Consider the following 26,041-nt stretch of genomic DNA (forward strand, 5'->3'; position numbering starts at 1 on the left):
CAGGCGTTCAGCCCGCCCGTACCGACCAGGTGCGCCGGGTGATCCACTCGGCGTGTGTCACGGCGGCCGTCCGGGTGCCGTCGGCCGCTTCCCGGGGCACGTACACCGGGGCGTCCGGGTGCAGCGGCAGCACCCGCAGCCGCAGTCCCCGGGCGCGCGGTGTGTCCGCGGGCAGCCGGTCGAGGCCGATGTCCCAGACCCGTCCGGAGAAGAACTGGTCCGCGACGAGGGTGTCTCCCACGTACGCCCGTCCCACGTCGCCGGTCCAGTGCAGGCGCAGCAGCGTGCCCGGCGGCAGGCCGTCCGGTACGTCGACGTGGTACTCGGCGGCCAGGGAGTCGACGTGCTTGTCCGCGGGTACGCTCGCCCGCCCCTGCACGCCCGTCGCGGGCTCGGGCGCCGGACCCGCCGGGCGGAGCGGGACGACCGTGACGGCCGGCGGGGCGGCCCCGTCCGCGGGCTCCGTACCGGCCCGCACCGCGTACCGCGTGAACACCCCGTCCGCAGACTCCGTGACCACCGCCCCGTCGACAACCGGGGCCTTGGGCGGAGCGGGCAGCACCGCGAACGAGACGGCCGAGGCCGGCCCGTGCAGCCGCATCTCGTCCCGCTCCCGGTCGAAGACGACACCCGCGTCGCACAGCACCAGCCGCTCGGCGCCCCAGGCCTCGCCCCGGTAGGCGGTACGTGCCGTCGCCGCGTCCAGGACCAGCAGGCCGACCCGGCCGCCGTCCGTCGTCTCCACCTCGACCAGGGCATCGGTGCCGGGCCGCAGACCGGTCACCAGCAGCCGGTCCCCGACCGGGGTGAGCTCCCCGGACGGCGCGCCGACCGACACCACCGACGAGGAGCCCAGGGCGAGTTCGACAGCGATACCGTCGGTGGCGGCCAGCACCAGCACGGTACGGCCGTCCAGGCCGACCGTGCACACGGGCTGCGCGGTGGCCCACTCCAGCCGCAGCCCCGCCACGTCGAGCCGCAACGGCCAGCAGAAGTAGGCGCCGCTCGGGACCGTGACCGGCGTGCTCGGCAGGGTCAGCGCGCCGCCCTCGCCGGGGAACTCGACCGTGAACGACGTGTCCGGGTGGGCCGGCAGCGGCTCGTGCGGCTGGTGGTTGTTGACGAACAGGAACCCCGACCGGCTGTCGCCGCGTACGGCCCAGCGCAGTGTCTCCCGGTCGTCCTGGTCCGTCGGCCGCCGCTCGGGCAGCACGGACTCCAGGGGCGCGAGGACCGGACCGAAGTCCGCCAACAGCAGGTTCTGCAACCGCAGTTCGTCGTACGTCCGCCGGTACTGGCCGTACTCGCCGAGCGGCGCCTGGAAGTCGTACGTCAGGACGGGCAGGTCGTTGGGGTAGCCGGTGGCGTGGGACTCCTGAAGGGTCGTCAGCTCGCCGGCGGGGTTGGTGCCGCCGTGGAACATGTAGAAGCCCTGCCACACCGAGCCGCACCCGATCTTCGTGAGCCCGAGCGCGCCGATGTCGTCGGCGTCGACCCGCGGGCGGCGGTGGTACGACACCGCCATCCCGCCGCCCAACTCGCAGGTGGCCCACGGGAACCGGTCCGCGGAGGCGTCCGGTTCGCCGCCGCGCACGGTGGTCGGGCGCAGGTCGGCGCCGATGCCCTCGTCGTCGCGCTGGTGGGTGAAGAAGAAGTGCTTGCGGCAGGTGTCGGGCCAGCCGCCGTCCGCCTCGGTCCAGAACGTCTCGGTGTAGCCGCCGTACAGCGGAAGCAGCTCGTCGGGCGGGAGCCGGACGCCGCCCCAGGCGGTCGACGTCCACAGCGGGGCGCTCAGTCCGGCGTCCTGGGCCGTCCGCTTGAGGGTGAGGAGATGACCGGGCTGGTCGTACAGCTCGTTCTCGACCTGGATCGCCACGATCGGGCCGCCGTGCGCCCGGTCCAGGCCCCGCAGTTGCCCGGCGATCGCCGCGAACCAGGTGCGCACGGGCTCCAGATAGGCGGGGTCGTCGGTGCGCGGCACGCAGTCGCGGGCCAGCAGCCAGTCCGGCAGGCCCCCGTTGCGGACCTCCGCGTGGCACCAGGGGCCGATGCGCGGAATGAAGTCCAGGCCGTGCCGGGCGCACAGCTCGGCGAATCGGCGCAGGTCACGGTCGCCGTCGAAGCGGATCCGGCCCTCGATCTCCTCATGGTGGATCCAGATGAGGTAACTGGCGACAGCCGTGACACCGCCCGCCTTCATCTTCAGCAGCTCCTCCTCCCACTCGGCGGCCGGGTAGCGGGAGTAGTGGAACTCGCCGGAGACCGGGAACCAGGGGCGCCCGCCCCGCGTGAGCCACCGGCTGGTGACCTCGACGGGGTCGGGCACGCCGGGCGCGTCGGAGAAGGGCAGGTGCCCGGTCAGCGGGGGACCGGCGGGGGCGGGGACGCGCAGCCGATGAGGGCGGGTCATCAGGTGTTCTCCGGTCCGAGGTCGGGAGCGTCGGTGAGCCGTGCCCGGGTGCCGGCGGTGGCGTGCAGCTCCAGCAGGACGAGCTCGTTGGCGCCCGCCCGCAGGACCGGCCCCGGCACGTACAGCGTGCGCTGCGGACCGCGGTTCCAGTAGCGGCCGAGGTGGAAGCCGTTGACCCACGCCTGGCCCTTCGTCCAGCCCGGCAGGGCCAGGAACGTGTCGGCCGGCGTGTCCACCTCGAACGTGCCGCGGTGGAAGGCGGGCACCGCGTCCGTGGCCGCGGCGGACGGCTCGAACGGCACCGCGCCGAGGTCGCCCAGGGGAACGGGCAGGCACTCCCAGCCGTGCAGGGCGGTGCCCTGGAAGGACACCGGGCCCAGCAGCCCCTTGGGCGCGCCGATGCGGGGCCCGTAGTTGACCCCGCCCTGGTTCTCCACCAGCACCTCCAGCACGGCACCGGACCGGGGGACGCGCAACGGCAGCGTCTCGTCGTGGCGTTCGCGTTCCAGTACGCCGACAGGGGCGCCGTCCACGAAGACCTGCGCCCGGTCACCCACCCCGCCCGCGAAGTGCAACAGGCCGTCGCCCGAGGCGGGAACGGTGGTGCGGTACAGCACATACCCGCCGTGCACGCCGAGTTCGTTCATCGTCACCGGGTCCTGGGCGCGCACCACGCCGTCCAGTGTGCCGAGGTACGGCAGCAGCGGTGCCCTGCGGTCCAGGCCGACGGTACGGGGCGGAAGTTTGGGACCCGCCGCCGGGACCGGCTCGTCGGGGACCGGCGCGTGCCGGGCGATGACCTCACGGAACGCGTGGTACTTCGGGCCGGGGTCACCGCTCTCGGTGAGCGGGGCGTCGTAGTCGTACGAGGTGACGGTGGGCGCGTACGTGTGGTGGTGGTTGGCGCCGTTGGTGAAGCCGAAGTTGGTGCCGCCGTGGAACATGTAGACGTTGACGGAGGCGCCCGCGGACAGCAGCCGGTCCAGGTCGGCCGCCGTGTCCTCCGCCGACCGCACGTGGTGCGGGCCTCCCCAGTGGTCGAACCAGCCGATCCAGAACTCCGCGCACATCAGGGGGCCGTCGGGCCGGTGCGCGCGCAGTGCGGACAGATGCTCGTCGATCCGGCTGCCGAACGTCCCCGTGCTGAGCGTGCCGGGCAGGCTGCCGGCGGCCAGGTGCTTGGCGTTGGCCTGGTCGCAGGTGAACAGCAGCTCCTCGACACCCCGGGACCGCAGAGCCTGTTCGACGTGCTCGAGGTACGCGATGTCGTCGCCGTACGCTCCGTACTCGTTCTCCACCTGTACGGCGATCACCGGTCCGCCGTTCGCCGCCAGGTGCGGCAGCAGCGGGGGCAGGAGCTGGTCGAGGTAGCGGTCGAATGCCTCGGTGAAGCGGGGGTCACTGGTGCGCAGGCGGATGTCCGGGTCCGCGATGAGCCACGCGGGCAGTCCGCCGTCGTCCCACTCGGCGCAGATGTAGGGCCCGGGACGCAACAGGACGCGCAGGCCCTCCTGTTGCGCCAGCCGCAGGAAGCGGGGCAGGTCGAGCAGACCGTCGAGGACGAGCGTGCCGGGCTGCGGCTCGTGGAGGTTCCACGGCAGGTACGTCTCGACGGTGTTGAGCCCCATCAGACGGGCCTTGCGCAGCCGGTCGGTCCATTGGTCGGGATGGACGCGGAAGTAGTGCAGGGCCCCGGAGATGATCCGGAACGGCTCGCCGTGCAGGAGGAAACCGTCGGACGTCGTCGTCAGAGCGGGCATGCGGGGGCTTCCCTTCGGTGGGGTGCGACAGGCCGGTGCGGTGCGGGTGGAGAGGGAGGCGAGGGGAACGGACGGAAGGCTCGGAGGGAGGACCCGGACGGAGGGCCGGGGCTGAGGACTCGGAGGCGGAACTCGAACGGAGGGGGCGGGCGGAGGCCGCGGACGGGGGCTCGGGCCGGCCCCCCCCTCAGCGGGCGCGGGTCGCGCGGATCAGCCAGAGGGTCGCGGCCAGGCACAGCGCCGAGACACCGCACAGCAGCAGCGGGACCGCGCGGACGCCGGACGCCTCGATGGCCTTGCCGAGCGCCGGCCCGGCGGCGACACCGCCGATCATGGACGCGGCGATGACGACGGCACCGGCCCGGCGGGCGCTCGGGGCCGCCCGGTGCAGCCAGGGCAGGCCGGTGGGGAAGATCGGGGCGATGAACAGACCGACACCGGCGTAGGCGTACGGCGCGAGGGCCGGGACCGAGGCCAGCAGCAGACAGACCGTCATGCCCGCGCAGGAGACGGTGATGATGGTCTGCGCCGAGAAGCGCAGCGCGATCGGCGCGACCAGGAAGCGGCCGACGGTCATCATCAGCCAGTAGACGGAGGTGGCGGTCGCGGCGACCCCGGCGCCGTAGCCGACGGTCTCCAGGTGGGTGGGCTCCCAGCCGCCGACGCCCGCCTCGATGCCCACGTGCAGGACGTAGAGAGCGACGAACACGGCGAGCACCGAGCCGAGGCTGCGGCCGAGCACCCCTGCGCCGCCGGACTCCCGGACGCCGGCCGGTTGCGGCGCCCGGTCGCGTACGCCCTTCAGGCACAGCAGCAACGGCAGGGTGGCGAGCGCGAACCCGAGGAAGACCGCCGGGTAGTGCTCGGAGCCCACCACACCGATCAGCGCCGGTCCGAGGATCGCGCCGACGCCGAAGTGGGCGTTGAGGATGTTCAGCATCGCGGTCGAACGGTGGCCGAAGCCGATCGCGAACAACTGGTTGAGGCCGTAGTCGATACCGCCGAAGCCGAGCCCGGCGAACAGCGCCGCGGCCAGCGCGGCCGGCCAGTTCGGCGCCAGCGCGAAGCCCGCCGCGCCGATCGCCATGAGCAGGTACGAGGCGCCGAGGATCCGCCGGTTGCCGAGGCGGCCGTAGAGCCGGTCGAACAGCAGCACACCGGCGACCCCGCCGACGAAGTGGGCGCTCAGCCCGAGTCCGGCCGCCGAGGGCGTCAGCCCGAACTCCTCCCGGAACGCCGGGATGGCCGGACCGTACAGGGCCTGGAGCACGCCGATCAGGACGAAACCGACGCAGGAGGCCACCACGGCGGCGGGACTGAAGACCGGCCGGCGCTCGGCACCGGGAACCGGTTCCTGCACGGGATCGGGGGCCGGTTCGTGCGTGGGTGCCTGGACGGACGGCACCGGCGTGCTGCTGTCGACGACGCGATCTTCCCCCGGCACCGCACACCCCTCTCGTTCGCTCCGACGGCTGATGTTACCGGTAACATCAGAGCCGTCAAGATCCTGGGCGGTGGTGGATCGGAAGGTGGGCGACGGAGCGCGTTCGTGAGTGATTGGACTTCCAGTCCAGCGATTGGACGTGTAGTCTAGACGTGCTGGTCGGGGCTTGGAGAGGGAGGGCGTGTGTCGGGCGAAGAGGACCTGGAGAGCGAGCGGGACGCGATCCTCGCCGCGCTGAAGCCGGTCGTCGAGGGGATCGTGGCGACCTTCGGTCCGATGTGCGAGGTGGTCCTGCACGACTACCGGCGCCCGGAGCGGTCGGTGGTCGCCCTCGCCGGCGCGGTGACCGGGCGTGCCGTGGGCGGGGCGATGAGCGAGATCGGCATGCGGATGGTCGCGCGCGGCGACCGGGCGGCCGACGAGCTGAACTACGTCACCCGCACGCGCGCCGGACAGACCGTCAAGTCCTCCACCATGGTGCTGCGGGACTCCACCGGAGCGGTGTTCGGAGCCGTCTGCGTCAACCTCGACGTGTCCGCGGCCACCGAGGCCCACGCCCTGCTCGGCGTGCTCGCCGGGATCGGCCGGGCCCCCGCCGAACTGCCGGTCACCACCTTCGGCAACGACATCGACTCCGTCGTCGACGTGATACTCGACGCCCATCAGCTCCACCAGAACCGCCCCTGGGCGGGACTCGACCGCGCGGAGCGGCTGGAACTGTTCCGCAGCCTGGACGACCGCGGCGTCTTCGCCGTGCGGCGCGCGGTCGAGCAGGTCGCCGCCCGGCTCGGCATCTCCCGCGCCTCCGCGTACAGCTACCTCTCCCAGGCCAGAGCCGCGACCACGCCGACCACCGGGGCCTCTGATGCGCCCGGGTCCTCCGGGTCCTCCGACCCCACCCCCGACCCCACCCCCGGCTCCGCCGCGGGATCGGCGGTCGGTGGATCCTCCGACTCCGCTCCTCCCGCTGCTGCTCCTCCCGCTGCTGCTCCTTCCGCTGCTGCTTCTTCCGATTCCGATGGAGGACACGCGTGACGACCACCACCCCGCCGGTCACCCTGGACGACATCCGTGACGCTGCCGCCCGGCTCAAGGGCGTCGCCCACCGCACTCCCGTGCTGCGCTCACGCACCCTCGACGAACTCGTCGGCGCCGAGGTCTTCCTCAAGTGCGAGAACTTCCAGCGCGTGGGCGCCTTCAAGTTCCGCGGTGCCTACAACGCGGCCTCCCGGCTCACCCCGGAACAACTGGCCCGGGGCATCGCCGCCTACTCCTCCGGCAACCACGCCCAGGCCGTCGCCCTGGCCGCCCGCGAACTCGGCACCACCGCGGTGATCGTCATGCCGGAGGACACCCCGGCCTCCAAGCGGGCGGCCACCGCCGCCTACGGCGCCGAGATCGTGACGTACGACCGCTACACCGGTGACCGCGTGGCCATCGGGGAGGCGCTGGCCGCCGAGCGGAACCTCGCTCTCATCCCGCCCTACGAACACCCGCACGTCATGGCGGGCCAGGGCACCGCGGCACTCGAACTCATCGAGGAGGTAGGAGATTTGGGGGCACTGATGACACCGGTGGGCGGCGGTGGACTGATCGCCGGCAGTGCCACCGCGGCCAAGGGGCTGGACGCCGGTATCCAGGTGATCGGCGTGGAGCCGGAGGCCGGGGACGACACCAGACAGTCGCTGGAGGCGGGCCGGCGGGTCACGATCCCCGTGCCCCGCACCATCGCCGACGGTCAGGCGGCGGAGACGCCGGGGGAGCTGACCTTCTCCGTCAACCGGCGGCTCGTCGACGGGATCGTCCTGGTGTCCGACGACGAGATCCGGGCGGCGATGCGGTTCGCGTTCGAACGCCTGAAGATCGTCGTCGAGCCGAGCGGCGCCACGCCGCTGGCCGCCCTGCTCGCTGGCCGGGCGGGAGCCCTCCCGGGCCGGGTGGGAGTGATCGTCTCCGGCGGGAACATCGGCGTGGAGCGTTTCGCCCAGCTGTGCGCGGCCGGGGCCTGACTGCACGAGCGGCACGTCGGCACGTCGGACGTCGGCACCCGATTGCCAGTACATCGGGAGCCGTCACCCGAATGGCGGCCCCGGATGGACGGGCGGACGATGGAGTGATGGGGCGCGGCCCCCGCGGTTCCGCTCATGGCGGGCGGAAGACGGAGACCGGCCCCGGCCGTGCGGACAACGGCCGGAAGGGAGAGCCGTCATGCTTGAGGTGAAGACACTCGACAAGGCGGACGAGCGCCGCGACTTCCCCCAGGGACATCTCGAAGCCGTCCATCTCAGCGGACTCGACTTCGCCGTCGCGACCTTCGAGCCGGGCTGGCGCTGGTCGGAGTCCGTGGCACCGATAGCGGGCACGGACAGCTGCCAGGTCCACCACAACGGCTTCGTCGTCCAGGGGCGCATGCGCATCCGCATGGACGACGGCGCCGAGAGCGAAGTGGGCCCCGGCGACGTCTTCGTGTGCACGCCCGGCCATGACGCGTGGGTCGTCAGCGACGAGCAGGTCGTGGTGTACGACTTCGCGGGAGGTATGGCAAAGGAGTACGCGAAGGCGGACTGACCGAGTACGCGAGGGCGGACTGACCGAGTTGGTGTGCGCGGAGTGAAATGACCGCGCCTCGCAGATGTGCGCGGAGGCGGACCGGACGCCGGTCGCGGGCACGTGCGGCCTCCACTCGGTCGGCGCTGCGCGACCGGCGGATGACCCCACCACCTGACGACAGGTGTGCCTGAAGGCGGAGCCGAAACCCGTTCTCGGGCACGCCCGGTTTTGGCACACCCCGTGCCCAGAGCCCGTCCGGTCGGCCACAAGCCTCAGACGCCCGTCCGGTCAGCCACATGACTCACACCGTCACGACGATCTTCGCGCGGGCGTGTTCCTGTTCCAGGTGCCGGATGGCCTCGGCAGCCTCACTGAGGGGGTAGGTCCGCTCGACGACCGGGGCGATCTGCCCGGATTCGGCGAGTTCCCGGAGTACCGCGAGGTTCTCCTTGCCGGGTTTCGCCGGGAGTTCGAGCAGTCGTCGGCGGGTGAAGGGGGACATCAGGCGTCGCCTGAAGAAGAGCGACATGGGGCCGAGGACACTGCCGCCCTCGTACACGCCCCCGCCGGACAGCACGAGCGTGCCGGTCGGAGTGAGCGCGCGCCGGAACGCGCCCAGGGAGCGGTTGCCCACCAGGTCCAGGACGATGTCGTACCGGCGCCCCGTGCGGGTGAAGTCCTCCTGGGTGTAGTCGACGACGTGGTCCGCGCCGAGCGAGCGGACGAGGTCCAGGTTCCGTGTCCGGCACACCCCGGTCACCTCGGCGCCGAACGCCTTGGCGAGCTGGACCGCGAACGTGCCCACGCCGCCAGACGCCCCGTTCACCAGCACGCTCTGGCCCGGCCGGACCCCGGCCACGTCCCGCAGACCGATGAGGGCGGTGTTCGCGGCCAGGGGCATCGCCGCAGCCTGCTCGAAAGTGAACCCGGCCGGCTTCGGGCCGACCGCACCGTCCTTGGCGCACACGAACTCCGCGAAAGCGCCGTCCGCCTCCCCGTACACCTCGTCCCCGGGGTGCAGCTCCTTCACCTCGCTGCCGACCGCCTCCACCAGCCCGGCGAAGTCCCGGCCCCGGATCCGGGCCTTCGGCGCGCGCAGTCCGAGCACCAGGCGGGCGATCTTCGGGTCGCCGTGCATGAGGTGCCAGTCGTACGCGTTCACCGCTGCCGCGCGCACCCGCACCAGCACCTCGTCCGCCGCGGGCACGGGCCGCTCGACCTCCCGGAACTCCAGGGTGTCCGTCGAGCCGTACCGGTCCTGGATGACTGCCTTCATGGTTGTCCCCTCCGTTGCTGCGGAGCGTACGGGCAGGGGGGCGGGACGGATATCGGGGACAAGCCCTACGTCTGCGGGAGGAGCCGGCCGCCGGTCCCACCCCGCTGTCCTGCGGTCGGGCGGGTACCCGGGCCGCGCGATTCGGCCGGGGCAGCGTGCCCGTGTCACCGGGCAGCGTGATCAGACGGGCAGCAGGCGTCCGACGAGGGTGCCGAGCTGTCCGGCGTTGCGGCACTCGTGCATCTCGACGAGGTCGGCGTAGGCGGGGGCGGCGGAGTCGCCGGTGCCCCACTGGGAGCGCGCCTCCGGGTTCAGCCAGTGGACGCGGCGGGCCCGGTCGGCGATCCGGCGTACGGCGGGCAGGTTCGGGTCGCTCATGTTGGTGCGCGCGTCGCCGAGGACGAACACGGTGGTGCGCGGGCCGACCGCATCGCCGTACCGCTCCGCGAACTCGCCCAGCGCGACGCCGTAGTCGCTGCTGCCGTGCCAGCCCGTGAGCGTGGCCTCCGCCCGGATGCGGGCGCCGAGTCCCTCCGGGTCGGCCGCGCCGTGCACGAGCAACCGGGTCACCTCGTCGATCCGGTTGACGAAGGCGAACACCCGCACCTTGCTGAACTGGTCGTGCAGCGCCTGCACCAGCAGCATCGTGAAGTCGGAGAACCCGGACACCGAGCCCGACACGTCGCACAGCAGCACCAGTTCGGGACGGGCGGGGCGGCGCCGGCGCAGCACCGGCCGCATCGGCACCCCGCCCGTCGACAGGGAACCGCGCAGGGTGCGCCGCAGGTCGATGGTGCCCCGGGCGGCCCGGCGCCGGCGGGCCGCTAGCCGGGTGGCCAGCTTGCGGGCCAGCGGCTGCACCGTCCTGCGCAGCTCGGCGAGTTGGGCTTTGCCCGCGAACAGGAAGTCGACCCGGTCGGCGGTCGGGGCCACGGCCCGGCGGGCGATCTCGTCCCGGCCGCGCCGCTCGGCGACCCGGCGCCGCGCCTCCGTGGCCACCATGCCGCGGAACGCCTCGATACGCCGCCGGATCTCGTCCTCCAGCAGCCGGTCGGCGAACCCCACCCCGCCACCCCGCACCCCGCCGCCCTGCGCGCGGACGCTGTCGCGGACCCGCGCGAGCAGCGTCTGCGGACGCAGCCGGTCCAGCGTCTGGTACGACGACCAGCCGTCCGACCCCGGCGAGGAGCCGTACCCGCCGAGACCGTCGACCGCCTCCGCCGCCAGCCGGCCCAGCAGCGCCCGGTCGTTCGCGGCCAGCGCGGCGGCGAGGCGCTCGCGCAGGTCGTCCCGGTCCGCGGGCTCGGTCCCGGGCGCGCCGACACCCCGCGGGAAGTACAGGTCGAAGACCGGGTCGAACACCGGGCGCTGGGCCGGGCCGTGCAGCAGGGTCGCGGCCAGCCCCTCCCGCAGCCGCTCGCGGTCGGCGAGACCCAGTGCCTCCATCGCCTGCGCCGCGTCCACGGTCTCACCGGTGCCGACGCGGATGCCGTGGGCGCGCAGCGCCCCGACGAGCGACGTCAGCCGCTCCGTCACACCGGCCGGTGCGCTCACAGGGCGCCCAGGTCGAGCTTGGCGCCGGCCTTGAGCAGGTCGTCCTGGTGCTTGAGCAGCACGCCCAGGGTGTCGCGTACGACGGTCTCGTCGAGGGTGCCGGCGCCGAGCGCGAGGAGGGTGCGCGCCCAGTCGATGGTCTCGGCGACCGACGGGACCTTCCGCAGGTCCATCGCCCGCAGCGCGCCGACGACGCGGACGACCGACGCGGCCAGCGCCTCGTCCAGGCCGGGCACCTTCAGCCGGACGATCCGGCGCTCCAGCTCCTCGTCCGGGAAGCCGATGTGCAGGAACAGACAGCGGCGCCGCAGGGCCTCGGACAGCTCGCGGCTCGCGTTCGAGGTGAGCACCACGAAGGGGCGGCGGGTCGCGGTGATCGTGCCCAGTTCCGGGACGGTGACCTGGAAGTCGCTGAGCACCTCCAGCAGCAGGCCCTCCACCTCGACGTCCGCCTTGTCGGTCTCGTCGATCAGCAGGACCTTCGGCCGGTCGCCGCGGATCGCGGTGAGCAGCGGGCGGGGGAGCAGGAACTCCTCGCTGAAGATGTCGGTCCGCGTCTCGTCCCAGCTCTCGTCGCGGCCGGCGGTGATGCGCAGCAGTTGCTTGGCGTGGTTCCACTCGTACAGCGCGCGGGACTCGTCGACGCCCTCGTAGCACTGGAGCCGTACCAGTTCCGCCCCGGCGACCTGGGCCACCGCCTTCGCGAGCTCCGTCTTGCCGACCCCGGCGGGACCCTCGACGAGGAGGGGCTTGCCGAGCCGGTCGGCGAGGAAGACGGTGGTGGCGACCGCGGGCGAGGCGAGATAGCCGGTCTGGGCGAGACGTGCGGAGACATCGTCGACGGACGTGAACAACGGGGCCTCCAGCGCGGCGACGACAGCTGACGGCTTCCTATCTAAGCGCTTGTTCAGCACCTGTGTCACGGGGAATCCGCGACCGCGACGGCCTCCTCGACGCGCTCGGACCGCGGCGCAGCGCCCCGCACTCGGGGAGAGGGCAGCCGCCGAAACGGCCCCCCCGCTCGCTTCCCCCTCCGCATCGCCGCACTCACGCGGCCACCGCCACCGCCCCCACGGCCGGAGTCCGCAGCACCCGCCGGGCCGTGACCAGGCTGGTCCCCAGCGTCGCCGCCGCCGCGATCGACACGACCGCGAGCCAGATGCCCAGCCCCTGGTCCGGCGGCAGCACCGAGTCGGTGCGGACGACGGTGAACGGGATGATCCCGGCCAGCGCGGCCACCGTCCCGAAGAACAGCCCGGTGACCGTGAGGATCAGCCCCTCGGCGCCCACCGTGCCGAGCACCTGCCCCGGAGTCGCCCCGGCCAGGCGCTGCTGCCCGAACTCCCGGCCGCGGTACGTGGTCGCCGCGTACAGCGAGTTGACCAGCATCACGCAGACGAACACCACGATGATGCCGACGACCGTGAGGTTCAGCGTCTCCAGGTTCCTGGCGTCGACCGACCTGGCCGGCCCCGTGGACGTCACGGCGTCGTTCTCCACCGCCTGCATGTACAGCGTGGCCGTGGCCACCGCCGTGAACAGGATCAGCGACATCAGGATCCCGGCGAGGTGGTCCGACCGGCGGCGCAGGTTGCGCACCGCCAGCCAGCCGCTCGCGCCGGTCAGCGGCAGCCGGTCCAGCACCCCCTTCAGCAACCGCGGCGACAGCAGCGCGAACCCCACCGACAGCAGGATCGCCCCGTACGCCGGCGCCGCCATCAGCGCCGCGTCCGTCGCCGAGAGGGCGAAGGTGGAGCAGGCCGCCACGGCACCTATCAGCAGCGCGGCGTACGCGAGCACCGTCCGCACCCGGCTCCGCCGCCGGTGTCCGCGGGTGGCGCGCCGTACGGCGAGGAAGGCGGCGCCGGCCGCGGCGGCCAGCGTGATGGCGACGCCCGACGTCAGCGCGACCGGACCGAAGGAGTGGTCGACGGACCGCGCGACCTGCCCGCCGTCCTGGAACACCCCCAGCAGGGCCCGTCCGCCGAGCACCGCCGGGCCGATCGCCAGGACCGCACCTCCCAGGGCGACGGCCACCGCCTCACCCACGACCATCCGCCTGAGCTGCGCCGGAGTCGCCCCCGAGCAGCGCAGCAGCTCCAACTCGGCCGCCCGCTGGCGGACGTTGACGGTCAGCGTCGAGGCGACCGCGAAGAACACCAGCAGGGTGCCGTAGCCGCCGACGACACCCGCCGAGGTGTTCAGCGTGTCCGCGCTCACCGGGTCGACACCGCCCCGGCCCGCCGTGTCGTACAGGGAGTTGAACGTCATGATGATCGCCGCGCCCAGGAAGGCGGACAGCAGCGTCGCGAGGAACCGTCCGGGCCGTCGCCGTATCGACCGCATCGCCAGCAGGAACATGGCTCACACCCCCGCCGTCACGTCGTCGCCCAGGTGCGCCAGCCGCTCGGCCACCGCGTCCGGTGTCGGGGCGTCCATCCGGCCCGCCAGCCGCCCGTCGGCGAGGAACAGCACGGAGTCGGCGTACGAGGCGGCGACGGGGTCGTGCGTCACCATCACCACGGTCCGCCCGTGCACCCGCACGGTGTCCTGGAGCAGCCGCAGCACACCGCGCGCGCTGCGGGTGTCCAGGGCCCCGGTCGGCTCGTCCGCGAAGATCACCCGGGGTTCGGTGACCAGCGCGCGGGCGATCGCCACCCGCTGGCGCTGACCGCCGGACAACTGGTCCGGCCGGTGCCCGAGCCGGTCGCCCAGGCCGACGGCCGTCAGCACCTCCCGGGTCCGCCCGCGGTCCACGCGCCGTCCGGCGAGCTTGAGGGGCAGCACGGTGTTCTGCGCCACGGTCAGCGTGTCCAGCAGGTTGTACTGCTGGAACACGAACCCGATCCGGCCGCGCCGGAACTTCGTCAGCTCGGCCTCGCCGCCGCCGGTCAGCTCGGTGCCGTCGACCCGGACGATCCCGCTGTCCGGCCGGTCGAGCCCGGCCGCGCACTGGAGCAGCGTGGACTTGCCGGAGCCCGACGGTCCCATCACCGCGGTGAAGGTGCCGCGGCCGAGGCACAGGGTCACCCCGTCCAGCGCGGTGACGGTGCTGTCGTCCGTCCCGTAGGTCTTGCTGACCTTGACCAGCCGCAGCGCCTCCGGGGCGGGGCCCGTGTCGTGTGTACGCCGTGTGCCTGTGCGAAACATCGTCATCCCTCTCCGTCCGGCACGACGTGTGCCTGGCTCACGAAGCTACGGAGAGGCCGGACGGAGCACATGGGGCGCAGAACCCGTATCCGGGGGTGTACCCAGGACCACCCCGGCGCGAGGACCGGTCACCCCTTGCCCGCGTCGGGTCGTACGTACCGGGATTTCACCCCCCTACCGGCTCCCTCGAGCTGCTACGAGGTGACCTCCGCACTTGCCCGACCACCCACCAGCACCACCTCCAGCGTGCGCGGACCGTGCACCCCCTCGACCCGGTCCAGCTCGATGTCGCTGGTGGCCGACGGCCCGGAGATCCAGGTCGACGGGCGGGCCGGGTCGAGGCGTTCGAGGGCCCGCGGGACGGAGGAGACGACCTGCTCGGGGACCCGCACGACACAGATGTGGTGGTCGGGGACGAGGGTGATGCGGCGGCGGCCCTGATCGGGCGAGCCGTCCAGGACGATCGTGCCGGTCTCGGCGATCGCCACCGCGCACGCGGTCACCACACTGTCGACCCCGTCGAGTTCCCGCGCGGTGCTCTCCGCCCGGTCGGGCACCGGTTCGCTCTCCGCCGCGGACAGCCACGCCGGGTCCAGACCCGGCGGGACCAGCACGGTATTCGCGCCGCGTGCCGCCAGTATCCCGGCGATCGTCGAGGCCAGGTCCGCGGTGGCGCAGCGGTGCACGACCGCCCGGTAGTCCGCCAGGTTCTCGGCCAGCAGATCGACCGTCCGCTCGACCCCCAGGTCGCCGTGCTCGCGCAGATAGTCCCGTGCGACCGCCCGCTCGTACCGGGGGTCCCTCCCGGGCCCTTCAGGCACTGGGGGAGTGTCGTCCCTCGGTACGTCCGCCAGCGCCCGCCGCACACGGCCCAGAATCCGTTCCCTGCTGCTCACTTCGCGGCCCCTCTGTCGCCGTTCTCGCCGTTCTCGCCCCGGGTGCGCCGCCACCAGTCGCGGAACGGCTCGGCCGGCACCGCCGGCAGGTCCCGGGTGGCGCTCCACGCGGCGCCGGGGCCGGGCAGCGTGCGCGGATGGAAGCGGCGGGTGCGCGAGGCGAGCCGCTGGCCGGCGCGCAGCGCGCCCGGACGAGCGAACGCCCAGCGTGCCGCGCGCATCGCCGCCCGCTCGGCGGCGTGCCCCTTCGCCGGCCGCAGCACCACCTTGTTGCCGTCCCGGGTCACCGGGCCGCCCTGCACGACCCGTTCCCGCAGATGCACCAGCACCTCGGGGATGTCGATGGCGACCGGGCACACCTCGTAGCAGGCCCCGCACAGCGACGAGGCGTACGGCAGCGAGGCGTCGATCTCGCTTGCCGTGCCACGGAGTTGGGGGCTGAGGATGGCGCCGATCGGCCCCGGGTAGACCGAGCCGTAGGCGTGCCCGCCGGCCCGTTCGTACACCGGGCAGACGTTGAGACAGGCCGAGCAGCGGATGCAGCGCAGGGCCTGGCGGCCGACCTCGTCGGCGAGGGTGTCGGTGCGGCCGTTGTCCAGCAGGACCAGGTGGAAGGTGCGGGGACCGTCCCCGTCGGTGGTGCCGGTCCACATCGAGGTGTACGGGTTCATGCGCTCGGCCGTGGAGGAGCGGGGCAGGGTCTGGAGGAACACCTCCAGGTCCCGCCAGGTCGGCACGATCTTCTCGATGCCGACGACCGAGATCAGCGTCTCGGGCAGGGTCAGGCACATCCGCCCGTTGCCCTCCGACTCCACCACGACCAGCGTGCCGGTCTCGGCGACCATGAAGTTGGCGCCGGAGACCCCCACCTTGGCGCGCAGGAACTTCTCCCGCAGGTGCAGCCGGGCCGCCTCGGCGAGTTCGGCGGGCGTGTCGGTGAGGCCCTCCGGGGCCGGGCGGCCCCACTCGCTCATCTCACGCGCGAAGATGTCCCGGATCTCGCCCCGGTTGCGATGGATCGCGGGGACGAGGATGTGCGAGGGCCGGTCCTTGCCCAACTGCACGATCAGCTCGGCGAGATCGGTCTCGTAGGCGCGGATGCCCTCCGCCTCCAGCGCCTCGTTGAGCCCGATCTCCTGGGTGGCCATCGACTTGACCTTGACGACCTCCGACTCGCCCGTCTCCTGGACGAGCCGGGTCACGATGCGGTTGGCCTCGTCGGCGTCGGCGGCCCAGTGGACGACGCCGCCCGCCGCCGTGACCGACTCCTCCACCTGCACCAGATAGCGGTCGAGATGGCGGAGCGTGTGGTCCTTGATCTGCTTTCCGGCCTCCCGCAGTTCCGCCCAGTCGGACACCTCCGCGACGGCCTTGGCCCGCTTGCCGCGGATGGTGTGCGTGGCGTGCCGCAGATTGCCGCGCAGAGTGGGGTTGTTCACCGCTTCGTGCGCGGCCTCGGGGAAGGCCGGGTACGCGGGCGTGGGAAACGCGGGCATTCCTACGAACGTGCCGCTCATGCCGCTGGTTCCTCCTCCGTGCTCGCCAAAATCTCCGCGATGTGCACCGGCCGCAGGCCCGTGCGCAGCCGGGTCATCGTGCCGCCGATGTGCATCAGACAGGAGTTGTCGGCCGCGCACAGCACCTCCGCGCCCGTCGACTCGGCGTTGCGCACCTTGTCCTCGCCCATCGCCGCCGAGACATCGGCGTTCTTCAGCGCGAACGTGCCGCCGAAACCACAGCACTCGTCGGCACCCGGCAACTCGGCCAGCTCCAGCCCCCGCACCGCCTCGAGCAGCCGCCGGGGCCGGTCGCCCAGGCCCAGACCGCGCAGTCCGTGGCAGGTCGGGTGGTAGGTCACCGTGTGCGGGTAGTACGCCCCGACGTCGGTCACCCCCAGCACGTCCACCAGGAACTCGGTGAGTTCGTACGTCTTCGGCACCACCGGCGCCAGCGTCGCGGCCAGGGTGTCCCCGCGCCCCTCCGCCCGGGCCCGCTCACCCATCCGCGGATACAGCTCCCGCACCATCGCCCCGCACGAGCCGGACGGCGTCACGATCGCCTCGTAGTCCCGGAAGACATCGGAGAAATGCCGGGCCAGCGGCTCCGCCTCGTGCCGGTATCCGGTGTTGTAGTGCGCCTGCCCGCAGCAGGTCTGCGCCATCGGGAAGTCGACGTCGACGCCCAGTCTGGTCAGCAGTTTCACCACGGCACGCCCGGTGTCCGGATAGAGCGTGTCGTTGACACAGGTCAGGAACAGGGCGACACGCATCGCGGCTCCTTGTGGTCGGTCATCGGATGGGTGAAGGGTAGTCCGGCCAGGTGGCCCGTGGGGAGTCCCCGTCACCCCACGGCGAGCCGGGCCTGAGCCGCGTGCCACCGGGTGGTGTAGCCCCGCGGCTCGTAACGCGTCAGCGGCTGGGTGCGGGCGAGCAGCCCGCGCATCCCGGCCAGGTCGCCGACCAGGCCGTGGGCGCGGGCCTGGACGAGGACGTTGCCCAGGGCCGCCGCCTCGGTCGGGCCCGCGACCACCGGCAGCCCGCAGGCGTCGGCGGTCAGCTGGCACAGCAGGGCGTTGCGGGTGCCGCCGCCGACGATGTGCACGACGTCGACGGGACGGCCGGCCAGCCGTTGCGCGTCCTCGACCGCCCGCCGGTGGGCGAGGGCCAGGGAGTCGAGGATGCAGCGTGTGACCTCGGCGGGGGACTCGGGCACCGGCTGCCCCGAGACCCGGCACGCCCCGGCGATCCGCTCCGGCATCCGGCCCGGTGCCAGGAACCCGGCGTCCCCCGCGTCCACCACCGACCGCAGCGCCGGCACCTCGGCCGCGTCCCGGAGCAGCTCCCCCAGGTCGGGGTCCCCCCAGGCGCGCAGGCACTCCTGGAGCAGCCACAGGCCCATGATGTTGCGCAGGTACCGGACCGTGCCGTCCAGCCCCAGCTCGTTGGTGAAGTTGGCGAGGCGGCTCTCCTCCGTCAGGACCGGCGCGTCCAGCTCCAGGCCCGCCAGGGACCAGGTGCCGGTGCAGATGTACGCGAACCGCTCGGTGCCCGCCGGGACGGCCGCCACCGCGGAGGCGGTGTCGTGCGACCCGACCGCCGTCACCGGCACCGGGCCGGTCAGTCCGGTCTCCTCCAGCACCTCGGGCCGCAGCACGCCGGCCGGATCGCCGGGCTGCCGCAGCGGCGGGAACAGGTCCAGGTCGATGCCGAGCCGGGACGCGACGTCGTGCGACCACCCACGGGTACGGGGGTCGATCAGCTGGGTCGTCGACGCGTTGGTCAGCTCGGTGCCCTGCACCCCGGTGAGCCAGTGGGCGAGCAGATCCGGGATGAGCAACAGCCTTCTCGCGTGTGCGAGTTGAGCGGAGTCACGCGCCGCGACGAGCTGGTACAGCGTGTTGAAGGGCGCGTACTGCAACCCGGTCGCCGCGTACAGCTCGGGGGCCGGCACGGTCGCCCACACCTTTTCCGCGACGCCCTCGGTCCGCGCGTCCCGGTAGTGCACGGGGTTGCCCAGCAGTGCTCCGTCGGCGTCGAGCAGGCCGTAGTCGACGGCCCAGCTGTCGATGCCGACGGAGTCGAGGCGTCCGCCGCCGTGGGCGCCCGCCGCCCGCAGCCCGTCCAGGACACCCCGGTGGAGCCCGAGGATGTCCCAGCGCAGCCCTTCCGGAACCCGGACCGGCCGGTTGGGGAAGCGGTGCGCCTCGGTCAGCTCCAGGCTGTCGGGGCCGACGCGGCCGACCATGACACGCCCGCTGGACGCGCCGAGGTCGACCGCGGCGTACGACTTCACGGCGCCCCTCATCGCAGGAAGGCGGCCGCGACGCCGGCGTCGACCGGGACGTGCAGCCCCGTGGTGTGCGTCAGCTCCCCGCCGGTCAGCGCGAAGACCGCGTTGGCGACGTGCTCGGGCAGGACCTCCCGCTTGAGGATGGTCCGCTGGGCGTAGAACTCGCCCAGCTTCTCCTCCGGCACCCCGTACACGGCCGCCCGCTTGGCACCCCAGCCGCCCGCGAAGATCCCGGAGCCGCGTACCACCCCGTCCGGGTTGACGCCGTTGACGCGGATGCCGTGCTCGCCCAGCTCGGCGGCCAGCAGCCGCACCTGGTGGGCCTGGTCGGCCTTGGTCGCGGAGTAGGCGATGTTGTTGGGCCCGGCGAACACGGCGTTCTTCGAGGCGATGTAGACGATGTCGCCGCCCAGCTCCTGCGCGATCATCACCCGGGCCGCCTCGCGCGAGACGAGGAAGGAGCCGCGGGCCATGATGTCGTGCTGGAGGTCCCAGTCCTTCGCCGAGGTCTCCAGGAGCGGCTTGGAGATGGAGATGCCGGCGTTGTTGACCACCAGGTCCACGCCGCCGAAGGCCAGCGCCGCCGCCCGGAACGCCTCGGTGATCTGCTCCTCGGAGGTGACGTCGACGGTCACGGCGACGGCCTTGTCCGGCCCGCCCAGCTCCTCGGCGACCTGGGCCGCGTTCTCGGCGTTGAGGTCCGCGACGACGACACAGGCCCCCTCGGCGACCAGCCGTTCGGCGATGGCCCGCCCGATCCCGCTGCCGGCGCCGGTCACCAGCGCCACCCGGGTCGCCAGCGGCTTGGGCTTCGGCATCCGCTGGAGCTTGGCCTCCTCCAGCGCCCAGTACTCGATGCGGAACTTCTCCGACTCCTCGATCGGCGCGTACGTGGAGACCGCCTCGGCCCCGCGCATCACGTTGATCGCGTTCACGTAGAACTCGCCGGCCACCCGCGCGGTCTGCTTGTCCTTGCCGAAGGAGAACATGCCGACCCCCGGGATCAGCACGATCGCCGGGTCGGCGCCGCGCATCGCGGGGGAGTCGGCTGCGGCGTGCCGCTGGTAGTAGGCCGCGTACTCCTCGCGGTACTCGGCGTGCAGTTCCTTCAGCCGCGCGATCGCCTCGTCGATGGGAGCCGTCGGCGGCAGGTCCAGGACCAGCGGCCGGACCTTGGTCCGCAGGAAGTGGTCCGGGCAGGAGGTGCCGAGCGCGGCGAGCCGCGGGTGCTCGGCGGCGGCCAGGAAGTCCAGGACGACGTCGGAGTCGGTGAAGTGACCGACCTGGGGCCTGTCCTGTGAGGCGACGGCACGGACGTACGGCGCCAGGGCCGCCGCCCGCTCACGCCGCTCGGCCTCGGGCAGCGCCCGGTAGCCCTCGATCACCGGACCGAACGGCTCCGGCCTGCCCCGCTCGGCGAGGAACGCCTCCGCGGTGCGGATGATGTGCAGCGAGTTGCGCTCGCACTCCTCCGAGGTGTCACCCCAGGCCGTGATCCCGTGCCCGCCGAGGACACAGCCGACCGCCTGCGGGTTGGCCTCCTTCACCGCCGCGATGTCCAGCCCGAGCTGGAATCCGGGCCGCCGCCACGGCACCCACACCACGGTGTCGCCGAAGCACTCGGCGGTCAGCTTCTCCCCGTCGGCCGCGCAGGCCAGCGCGATCCCGGAGTCGGGGTGCAGGTGGTCGACGTGCGCCGCCTCGACGAGGCCGTGCATGGCGGTGTCGATGGAGGGAGCGGCGCCGCCCTTGCCGTGCAGGCAGTAGTCGAACGCGGCGACCATCTCGTCCTCGCGCTCCACGCCCGGGTACACGTCGACGAGCGCCCGCATCCGGTCCAGCCGCAGGACGGCCAGCCCGGCCTCGGTCAGCGTCCCGAGGTCACCGCCGGACCCCTTCACCCACATCAGCTCCACGTCACCCCCGGTGACGGGGTCGGTGTCGGTGCCCTTGGCGGACGCGTTGCCGCCCGCGTAGTTCGTGTTGCGGGGATCGGCGCCGAGCCGGTGGGAACGGGCGAGGAGAGCGGCAGCTTCGGGATGGGGTGCCATGTCTGTTCAGTCCTTCGAAAACGGGGGTTCGGACAAGCGCCCCCTTCAGGGGCGCGGGGCTGTGATGCGTGTGCGGCTCCGCCGCGTGGGCGCGACCGGCTCCGTACGGCCGGCGGCCTGCCTACCGGTCTGACCCGGCGGACGCGAGGCGGCCGCTCACGCCCCCCAGCCGGCCTGCTGGCCGCCGACCCGCTCCTCGACGATCCTCTCGGCCCACCCGGAGCGGCGGTACGCGGCCATCGGATTCGCGTCCAGCCCCATCTCCTCGCGGACCTCCGCGAGCAGCGGCCGTACGTCCGTGTTGTACGCGTCCATGATCGCGGCGTTGGCCTCCAGCACGTCGCCCGACCGCTGCGCCGCGTCCAGCGCCTCGCGGTCCACGAGCAGCGCCCTCGCCGTGGCCTCCTGCACGTTCATCACCGACCGGATGATCGCGGGGATCTTCGTCTCGATGTTGTGGCACTGGTCGAGCATGAACGCGACCCCGGCCTCGGCGGAGAACCCGCCCCCGCGCACCACCTCGTACATGATCCGGAACAGCTGGAACGGGTCCGCCGCCCCGACCATCAGGTCGTCGTCGGCGTAGAACCGCGAGTTGAAGTCGAACCCGCCGAGCTTGCCCTCGCGCAGCAGTGTGGCGACGATGAACTCGATGTTGGTGCCCGGGGCGTGGTGCCCGGTGTCCACCACGACCTGCGCCTTCTCGCCGAGCTTGAGGCAGTGGGCGTACGCCGTGCCCCAGTCTGGTACGTCGGTGTGGTAGAAGGCCGGCTCGAAGAACTTGTACTCCAGCAGCATCCGCTGGTCGTCGCCGAGCCGCCGGTACACCTGGGCCAGCCCCTCGGCCAGCCGGTCCTGCCGCTCGCGGATGTCGTCCTGGCCGGGATAGTTCGTCCCGTCGGCGAACCACAGCTTCAGGTCGCGCGAGCCGGTGGCGTCCATGATGTCCACGCACTCCAGCAGGTGGTCCAGCGCCTTGCGCCGCACCGCCGGGTCCGCGTGACAGATGCTGCCCAGCTTGTACGCGTCGTCCTGGAACGTGTTGGAGTTGATCGCCCCCAGCTTCACGCCCCGCTCCTCGGCGTACTTCGCCAAGGCCGCGTAGTCGTCGACCCTGTCCCAGGGGATGTGCAGGGCGACCGTCGGAGCCACGCCCGTGAACTCGTGCACCTTCGCCGCGTCCGCCAGCTTCTCCCACGGATCGCGGGGGACACCCGGCTGCGCGAACACCTTGAAGCGCGTGCCGGAGTTCCCGTACGCCCAGGACGGCGTCTCCACGGCCTGGGTCTTGAGAGCGGCCTTCACCGCGGCGAGGTCGGTCACTTCGGGGCTCCTCTGTCAGCCATCTCTATGAATCGATTCAAGCGGCGAAGTTATGGGTCGCCCGGAGGGGTGTCAAGAGGTGCGGCAAAGCCCGTGGGTCGTGCTCTGACCGTGACCTTTGGCTATCGAAAGTTTTTCGAGACGGACCATTGACGCGACATGGCTGGCGCGCCTAACGTCCCGGCAATCCAGTTGAAACCTTTCACGACGCTGTGACGGCCTCCGCCGGCGTCGTCGAGGAGCCCCTCATGACCCACCCGTCCGAAGCGGGTCCGGCCCCGGTGCTGTCGCTCAAGGACGTCTCCAAGTCCTTCGGAGCGGTACGTGCCCTGCGGGACGTGTCCCTGGAACTGTTCCCCGGCGAGGTGCACGCACTCGCCGGTGAGAACGGTGCGGGCAAGTCGACCCTCATCAAGACGCTCGCCGGGGTGCACCGACCGGACGCCGGCCAGGTACTGCTCGACGGCGAGCCCGTCCACTTCCACGGTCCCGGCGACGCCCGCGACGCCGGCATCGCCGTGATCTACCAGGAGCCCACGCTCTTCCCCGACCTGTCGATCGCCGAGAACATCTTCATGGGGCGCCAGCCGCACCGCGCTCTCGGCCGGATCGACCACAAGGCCACACACGCGGCGACCCTCGCCCTGATGCGGCGCCTCGGCGTCGAACTCGACCCCGACCGTCCCGCCCGCGGCCTGTCGATCGCCGACCAGCAGATCGTCGAGATGGCCAAGGCCCTCTCCTTCGACGCCCGCGTCCTGATCATGGACGAACCGACCGCCGCCCTCACCGGCAGCGAGGTGGCCCGCCTCTTCGGCGTCGTCCACACCCTGCGCGAGCAGGGCGCCGCCGTCCTGTTCATCTCCCACCGCCTGGAGGAGATCTTCCGGATCTGCCAACGGGTGACCACCCTGCGCGACGGCGCCTGGATCTCCAGCGAGCCGATCGACGGCATGACCGAGGACGACCTCGTCCGCCGCATGGTCGGCCGCGACCTCGACGAGCTCTACCCGAAGCAGGACGTCCAGCCCGGTGACGTCGCCCTGAGCGTGCGGCGGCTGACCCGCGAGGGCGTCTTCACCGACGTCTCCTTCGACGTGCGGCACGGCGAGATCGTCGGTCTCGCCGGCCTCGTCGGGGCCGGCCGTACGGAGGTCGCCCGGGCCGTCTTCGGCATCGACCGCTGGGACGCCGGGGAGGTCGAGGTCCAGGGACGCCGGCTCACCAGCGGGGCCCCGTCCACCGCGATGGCCGCCGGGCTCGCCCTCGTCCCCGAGGACCGGCGCGCCCAGGGCCTGGTGATGGACATGTCCATCGAGCGCAACATCGGCCTCACCGGACTCCGTACGACCGTGAAGGCCGGCCTCGTCGACCGCGGCGCCGAACGCAGCCGCTCCCTCGACTGGGCCGTCAAGCTCCAGGTCAAGTACGCCCGGATCGCCGACACCGTCTCCACGCTCTCCGGCGGCAACCAGCAGAAGGTCGTCCTGGCCAAGTGGCTCGCCACCGGTCCGAGGGTGCTGATCGTCGACGAGCCGACGCGCGGCATCGACGTCGGCACCAAGGCCGAGGTGCACCGCCTGCTCAGCCAGTTGGCCGCCGACGGGGTCGCCGTGCTGATGATCTCCTCCGACCTGCCCGAGATCCTCGGCATGGCCGACCGTGTGCTCGTGATGCACGAGGGACGCCTCACCGCAGAGATCCCGCGCTCCGAAGCCACCGAGGAGTCCGTGATGGCCGCAGCCACCGGGAGGGTCGCCGCATGACGGTCACCGCCCCCGACCACGCCCCCGCCACCGAGGTGCCCAGGTCCAGCGGCACCCGGCTGGTCGACCGCGTCTTCAAGATGCGTGAACTGGCCATCCTGGCCGTCTTCCTGGTGATGATCGCCGTCACCCAGGTGGGCAACAGCGACTTCCTGTCCGAGCAGGGCATCAAGGACCTGCTGCTGAACGCCACCATCCTGGTGCTGGTCGCCGTCGGCCAGTCGATGGTCGTCATCACCCGCAACGTCGACCTGTCGGTCGGCTCCACCCTCGGCATCAGCGCCTTCGCCGCCGGGAGCTACCTGCAGGGCGGCGGCAACCCGGTCGTCGCCGTCGTGCTGGCGATCCTCCTCGGCATCGGCTTCGGTCTGCTCAACGGCCTGCTCGTCAGCCTCGGCCAGGTGCCGGCCCTCGTCGTCACCCTCGGCACCCTCTACATCATCCGCGGCATCGACTCCATCTGGGTCGGCTCCAGCCAGATCACCGCGGCCGACCTGCCCGGCGGGTTCGTCGACTTCGGCTCCGGCGGCCTCTCGGCGGTGCCGTGGCTGGCGATGATCGCCCTGGTCGTGCTGGTGGCGACCGCCTACTACCTCAAGCACTTCGGCAGCGGCCGCGAGATGTACGCCCTCGGCTCCAACCCCGAGGCCGCCCGGCTCGCCGGCATCCCGGTCCGCAAGCGGATCCTGGCCGCGTACACCTTCTGCGGCGCGCTCGCCGGCCTCGCGGGCGCCCTGTACCTGGCCCGGTTCGGCAACGTCGACTCCGGTACCGGCACCGGCTACGAACTGACCGTCGTCAGCGCGGTCGTGGTCGGCGGGGTGGTCTTCACCGGCGGCTCCGGCAGCGTCTACGGCGCGGCCCTCGGCGCCCTCCTGCTGACCTCCATCAACAGCGTGCTGCCCGCCCTCGGCGTCAGCTCCGTGTGGGTGCTCGCCATCAACGGCATCCTGCTCATCCTCGCCATCGCCGTGGACCGCGTGGTCGCGCTGCGGGTGGCGTCGGCCCTGAAGAAGAGGAACGCCCGCCATGCCTGAGTCCTCTGTCTCCCTCGCGAACCGCGTGGTCCGCTGGGACACGGTCGTCGGCGCCCTCCTGATCGTCCTGCTGCTGCTGTCCTTCACCACGGTCGACGGCTTCGGCAACGCCCTCAACCTGTCGTTCCTGATCGGCAACACCCTGCCCATCGCGCTGATCGCCCTGCCGATGACCCTCCTCGTGGTCTCCGGCGAGATCGACCTGTCGGTCGCCTCCACGGCCGGCCTGTCCGGCGCGGTGATGGGCGCCCTGTGGAACCAGGGCATGACGATCGAGGCCATCATCCCGGTCTGTCTGCTGCTCGGTGTCGTCTGCGGGCTGATCAACGGCCTGCTCGTCACCAAGCTCGGCCTGCCGTCCCTCGCCGTCACCATCGGCACCCTCGCCGCCTACCGGGGCATCGCGCAGATCGTCCTCGGCTCCGACGCCGTGACCGACTTCCCCACCCAGTACCTGGACTTCGCCGCCGGACGCATCGGCGACACCTTCCTCCCGTACGCCTTCCTGCCCTTCCTGGTGCTGCTCGCCATCGCGGTGGTCGCCCTGCACGCCACGCCGTTCGGGCGGTCGCTGTTCGCGATCGGCGCCAACGAGGAGGCGGCCCGGTTCGCCGGGATCCGCGTCAAGCGGCAGAAGCTGATCCTGTTCACCGTGACCGGCCTGATGGCCTCCCTCACCGGCGTCTTCTGGGCGCTGCACTACGCCAGCGCCCGCTATGACAACGCCACCGGCCTGGAACTGTCCGTCGTGGCCGCCGTGCTGCTCGGCGGAATCGACTTCGACGGCGGCAAGGGCACGCTCGGCGGCGCCATCGCGGGAGTCTTCCTGCTCGGCGCGCTACAGAACGTGATGAGCCTCCAGGACGTCTCCGCCCAGTCGCAGATCGTCGTCACCGGCGTGCTGCTCGTCCTCTCCGTGCTCGGCCCGCGGGTCGCACGGCAGATCGCTGTCGCGAGGGCGGGCCGCAGAGCCGGTCCCGCGCTCCGGTAGGCAAGACCACCCGAAAACCCCGGGCGTGTGGCTGGTCGCACCCA

Annotated in this window: 19 protein-coding genes and 1 pseudogene; 6 read left to right on the forward strand and 14 right to left on the reverse strand. The window is 72.4% G+C overall.

Features of this window, described 5'->3' with window-relative positions:
- Window positions 1–7 precede the first annotated feature (7 nt).
- The 3 genes from QQS16_RS35330 to QQS16_RS35340 form a co-directional block, all read right to left on the reverse strand.
- Window positions 8–2,410 (reverse strand): beta-galactosidase, encoded by a 2,403-nt coding sequence (locus tag QQS16_RS35330; protein WP_286066139.1) that lies wholly within the window; start codon window positions 2,408–2,410, stop codon window positions 8–10.
- Window positions 2,410–4,170, reverse strand: coding sequence for a glycoside hydrolase family 35 protein (locus QQS16_RS35335; protein WP_286066140.1), 1,761 nt, complete (start codon window positions 4,168–4,170; stop codon window positions 2,410–2,412). The genes QQS16_RS35330 and QQS16_RS35335 overlap by 1 nt, the downstream gene beginning before the upstream one ends.
- A 187-nt stretch (window positions 4,171–4,357) precedes the next feature.
- Window positions 4,358–5,530 (reverse strand): MFS transporter, encoded by a 1,173-nt coding sequence (locus QQS16_RS35340; protein WP_286066560.1) that lies wholly within the window; start codon window positions 5,528–5,530, stop codon window positions 4,358–4,360.
- A 267-nt stretch (window positions 5,531–5,797) separates the two neighbouring features.
- On the opposite strand from QQS16_RS35340, the pseudogene QQS16_RS35345 reads away from it, so the two are divergent.
- From QQS16_RS35345 to QQS16_RS35355, 3 genes and pseudogenes are all read left to right on the forward strand, one after another.
- Window positions 5,798–6,478: pseudogene (locus QQS16_RS35345) on the forward strand (helix-turn-helix transcriptional regulator); the annotation flags it as partial.
- Between the two features lie 167 nt (window positions 6,479–6,645).
- Entirely contained in the window at window positions 6,646–7,623 is a 978-nt protein-coding gene (locus QQS16_RS35350; protein WP_286066142.1) for a pyridoxal-phosphate dependent enzyme, read from the forward strand.
- 199 nt (window positions 7,624–7,822) lie between these two features.
- Window positions 7,823–8,182 carry a cupin domain-containing protein gene (locus QQS16_RS35355; protein ID WP_286066143.1) on the forward strand — a complete coding sequence of 120 codons (360 nt, stop codon included), beginning with the start codon at window positions 7,823–7,825 and terminating at the stop codon, window positions 8,180–8,182.
- 283 nt (window positions 8,183–8,465) lie between these two features.
- Here QQS16_RS35355 and QQS16_RS35360 read toward each other — a convergent pair whose 3' ends face one another.
- The 11 genes from QQS16_RS35360 to rhaI form a co-directional block, all read right to left on the reverse strand.
- Window positions 8,466–9,440 carry an NAD(P)-dependent alcohol dehydrogenase gene (locus QQS16_RS35360; protein ID WP_286066144.1) on the reverse strand — a complete coding sequence of 325 codons (975 nt, stop codon included), beginning with the start codon at window positions 9,438–9,440 and terminating at the stop codon, window positions 8,466–8,468.
- A gap of 180 nt (window positions 9,441–9,620) precedes the next feature.
- Window positions 9,621–10,994 (reverse strand): vWA domain-containing protein, encoded by a 1,374-nt coding sequence (locus QQS16_RS35365; RefSeq protein ID WP_286066145.1) that lies wholly within the window; start codon window positions 10,992–10,994, stop codon window positions 9,621–9,623.
- On the reverse strand, window positions 10,991–11,848 hold the full coding sequence (locus tag QQS16_RS35370) for an AAA family ATPase (protein ID WP_286066561.1): 858 nt from the start codon (window positions 11,846–11,848) through the stop codon (window positions 10,991–10,993). Before QQS16_RS35370 ends, QQS16_RS35365 begins: the two co-directional genes overlap by 4 nt.
- A gap of 193 nt (window positions 11,849–12,041) precedes the next feature.
- Window positions 12,042–13,355 (reverse strand): FtsX-like permease family protein, encoded by a 1,314-nt coding sequence (locus tag QQS16_RS35375; RefSeq protein WP_286066146.1) that lies wholly within the window; start codon window positions 13,353–13,355, stop codon window positions 12,042–12,044.
- 3 nt (window positions 13,356–13,358) lie between these two features.
- Window positions 13,359–14,144, reverse strand: coding sequence for an ABC transporter ATP-binding protein (locus QQS16_RS35380; protein WP_286066147.1), 786 nt, complete (start codon window positions 14,142–14,144; stop codon window positions 13,359–13,361).
- A gap of 194 nt (window positions 14,145–14,338) precedes the next feature.
- Window positions 14,339–15,040, reverse strand: a complete 702-nt coding sequence (locus QQS16_RS35385) for a LutC/YkgG family protein (protein ID WP_286066148.1) — start codon at window positions 15,038–15,040, stop codon at window positions 14,339–14,341.
- Complete coding sequence (locus QQS16_RS35390; RefSeq protein WP_286066149.1) at window positions 15,037–16,557, reverse strand: LutB/LldF family L-lactate oxidation iron-sulfur protein; 1,521 nt, start codon at window positions 16,555–16,557, stop codon at window positions 15,037–15,039. The genes QQS16_RS35385 and QQS16_RS35390 overlap by 4 nt, the downstream gene beginning before the upstream one ends.
- Window positions 16,554–17,309, reverse strand: coding sequence for a (Fe-S)-binding protein (locus QQS16_RS35395; RefSeq protein WP_286066150.1), 756 nt, complete (start codon window positions 17,307–17,309; stop codon window positions 16,554–16,556). The genes QQS16_RS35390 and QQS16_RS35395 overlap by 4 nt, the downstream gene beginning before the upstream one ends.
- Window positions 17,310–17,380: 71 nt before the next feature.
- A complete protein-coding gene (locus QQS16_RS35400; RefSeq protein ID WP_286066151.1) occupies window positions 17,381–18,844 on the reverse strand; it encodes a rhamnulokinase in 1,464 nt (487 codons plus the stop codon).
- Window positions 18,841–20,880: a bifunctional aldolase/short-chain dehydrogenase gene (locus QQS16_RS35405; RefSeq protein ID WP_286066152.1), complete on the reverse strand. Its 2,040-nt coding sequence runs from the start codon at window positions 20,878–20,880 to the stop codon at window positions 18,841–18,843. Before QQS16_RS35405 ends, QQS16_RS35400 begins: the two co-directional genes overlap by 4 nt.
- A gap of 156 nt (window positions 20,881–21,036) precedes the next feature.
- Window positions 21,037–22,203 (reverse strand): L-rhamnose isomerase, encoded by a 1,167-nt coding sequence (gene rhaI, locus QQS16_RS35410; RefSeq protein WP_286066153.1) that lies wholly within the window; start codon window positions 22,201–22,203, stop codon window positions 21,037–21,039.
- A gap of 248 nt (window positions 22,204–22,451) precedes the next feature.
- Here rhaI and QQS16_RS35415 point away from each other — a divergent pair, with 248 nt between their 5' ends.
- From QQS16_RS35415 to QQS16_RS35425, 3 genes are read left to right on the forward strand one after another with little or no spacing between them, the layout of a single operon-like run.
- A complete protein-coding gene (locus QQS16_RS35415) occupies window positions 22,452–23,969 on the forward strand; it encodes a sugar ABC transporter ATP-binding protein (protein ID WP_286066154.1) in 1,518 nt (505 codons plus the stop codon).
- Entirely contained in the window at window positions 23,966–25,006 is a 1,041-nt protein-coding gene (locus QQS16_RS35420) for an ABC transporter permease (protein WP_286066155.1), read from the forward strand. Before QQS16_RS35415 ends, QQS16_RS35420 begins: the two co-directional genes overlap by 4 nt.
- Window positions 24,999–25,997, forward strand: coding sequence for an ABC transporter permease (locus QQS16_RS35425; RefSeq protein WP_286066156.1), 999 nt, complete (start codon window positions 24,999–25,001; stop codon window positions 25,995–25,997). Before QQS16_RS35420 ends, QQS16_RS35425 begins: the two co-directional genes overlap by 8 nt.
- Window positions 25,998–26,041 lie beyond the last annotated feature (44 nt).

The sequence above is a fragment of the Streptomyces sp. ALI-76-A genome, assembly GCF_030287445.1.
Lineage (GTDB): Bacteria > Actinomycetota > Actinomycetes > Streptomycetales > Streptomycetaceae > Streptomyces.

What these genes read in the sequence shown, in the direction of transcription:
- QQS16_RS35355 (WP_286066143.1), top strand. Translation starts at nt 7,823, where the DNA reads ATGCTTGAGGTGAAGACACTCGACAAGGCGGACGAGCGCCGCGACTTC.
- QQS16_RS35375 (WP_286066146.1), bottom strand. Translation starts at nt 13,355, where the DNA reads ATGTTCCTGCTGGCGATGCGGTCGATACGGCGACGGCCCGGACGGTTC.
- QQS16_RS35420 (WP_286066155.1), top strand. Translation starts at nt 23,966, where the DNA reads ATGACGGTCACCGCCCCCGACCACGCCCCCGCCACCGAGGTGCCCAGG.
- QQS16_RS35400 (WP_286066151.1), bottom strand. Translation starts at nt 18,844, where the DNA reads ATGAGGGGCGCCGTGAAGTCGTACGCCGCGGTCGACCTCGGCGCGTCC.
- QQS16_RS35335 (WP_286066140.1), bottom strand. Translation starts at nt 4,170, where the DNA reads ATGCCCGCTCTGACGACGACGTCCGACGGTTTCCTCCTGCACGGCGAG.
- QQS16_RS35380 (WP_286066147.1), bottom strand. Translation starts at nt 14,144, where the DNA reads ATGTTTCGCACAGGCACACGGCGTACACACGACACGGGCCCCGCCCCG.
- QQS16_RS35390 (WP_286066149.1), bottom strand. Translation starts at nt 16,557, where the DNA reads ATGAGCGGCACGTTCGTAGGAATGCCCGCGTTTCCCACGCCCGCGTAC.
- QQS16_RS35425 (WP_286066156.1), top strand. Translation starts at nt 24,999, where the DNA reads ATGCCTGAGTCCTCTGTCTCCCTCGCGAACCGCGTGGTCCGCTGGGAC.
- QQS16_RS35395 (WP_286066150.1), bottom strand. Translation starts at nt 17,309, where the DNA reads ATGCGTGTCGCCCTGTTCCTGACCTGTGTCAACGACACGCTCTATCCG.
- QQS16_RS35405 (WP_286066152.1), bottom strand. Translation starts at nt 20,880, where the DNA reads ATGGCACCCCATCCCGAAGCTGCCGCTCTCCTCGCCCGTTCCCACCGG.
- QQS16_RS35330 (WP_286066139.1), bottom strand. Translation starts at nt 2,410, where the DNA reads ATGACCCGCCCTCATCGGCTGCGCGTCCCCGCCCCCGCCGGTCCCCCG.
- QQS16_RS35415 (WP_286066154.1), top strand. Translation starts at nt 22,452, where the DNA reads ATGACCCACCCGTCCGAAGCGGGTCCGGCCCCGGTGCTGTCGCTCAAG.
- QQS16_RS35360 (WP_286066144.1), bottom strand. Translation starts at nt 9,440, where the DNA reads ATGAAGGCAGTCATCCAGGACCGGTACGGCTCGACGGACACCCTGGAG.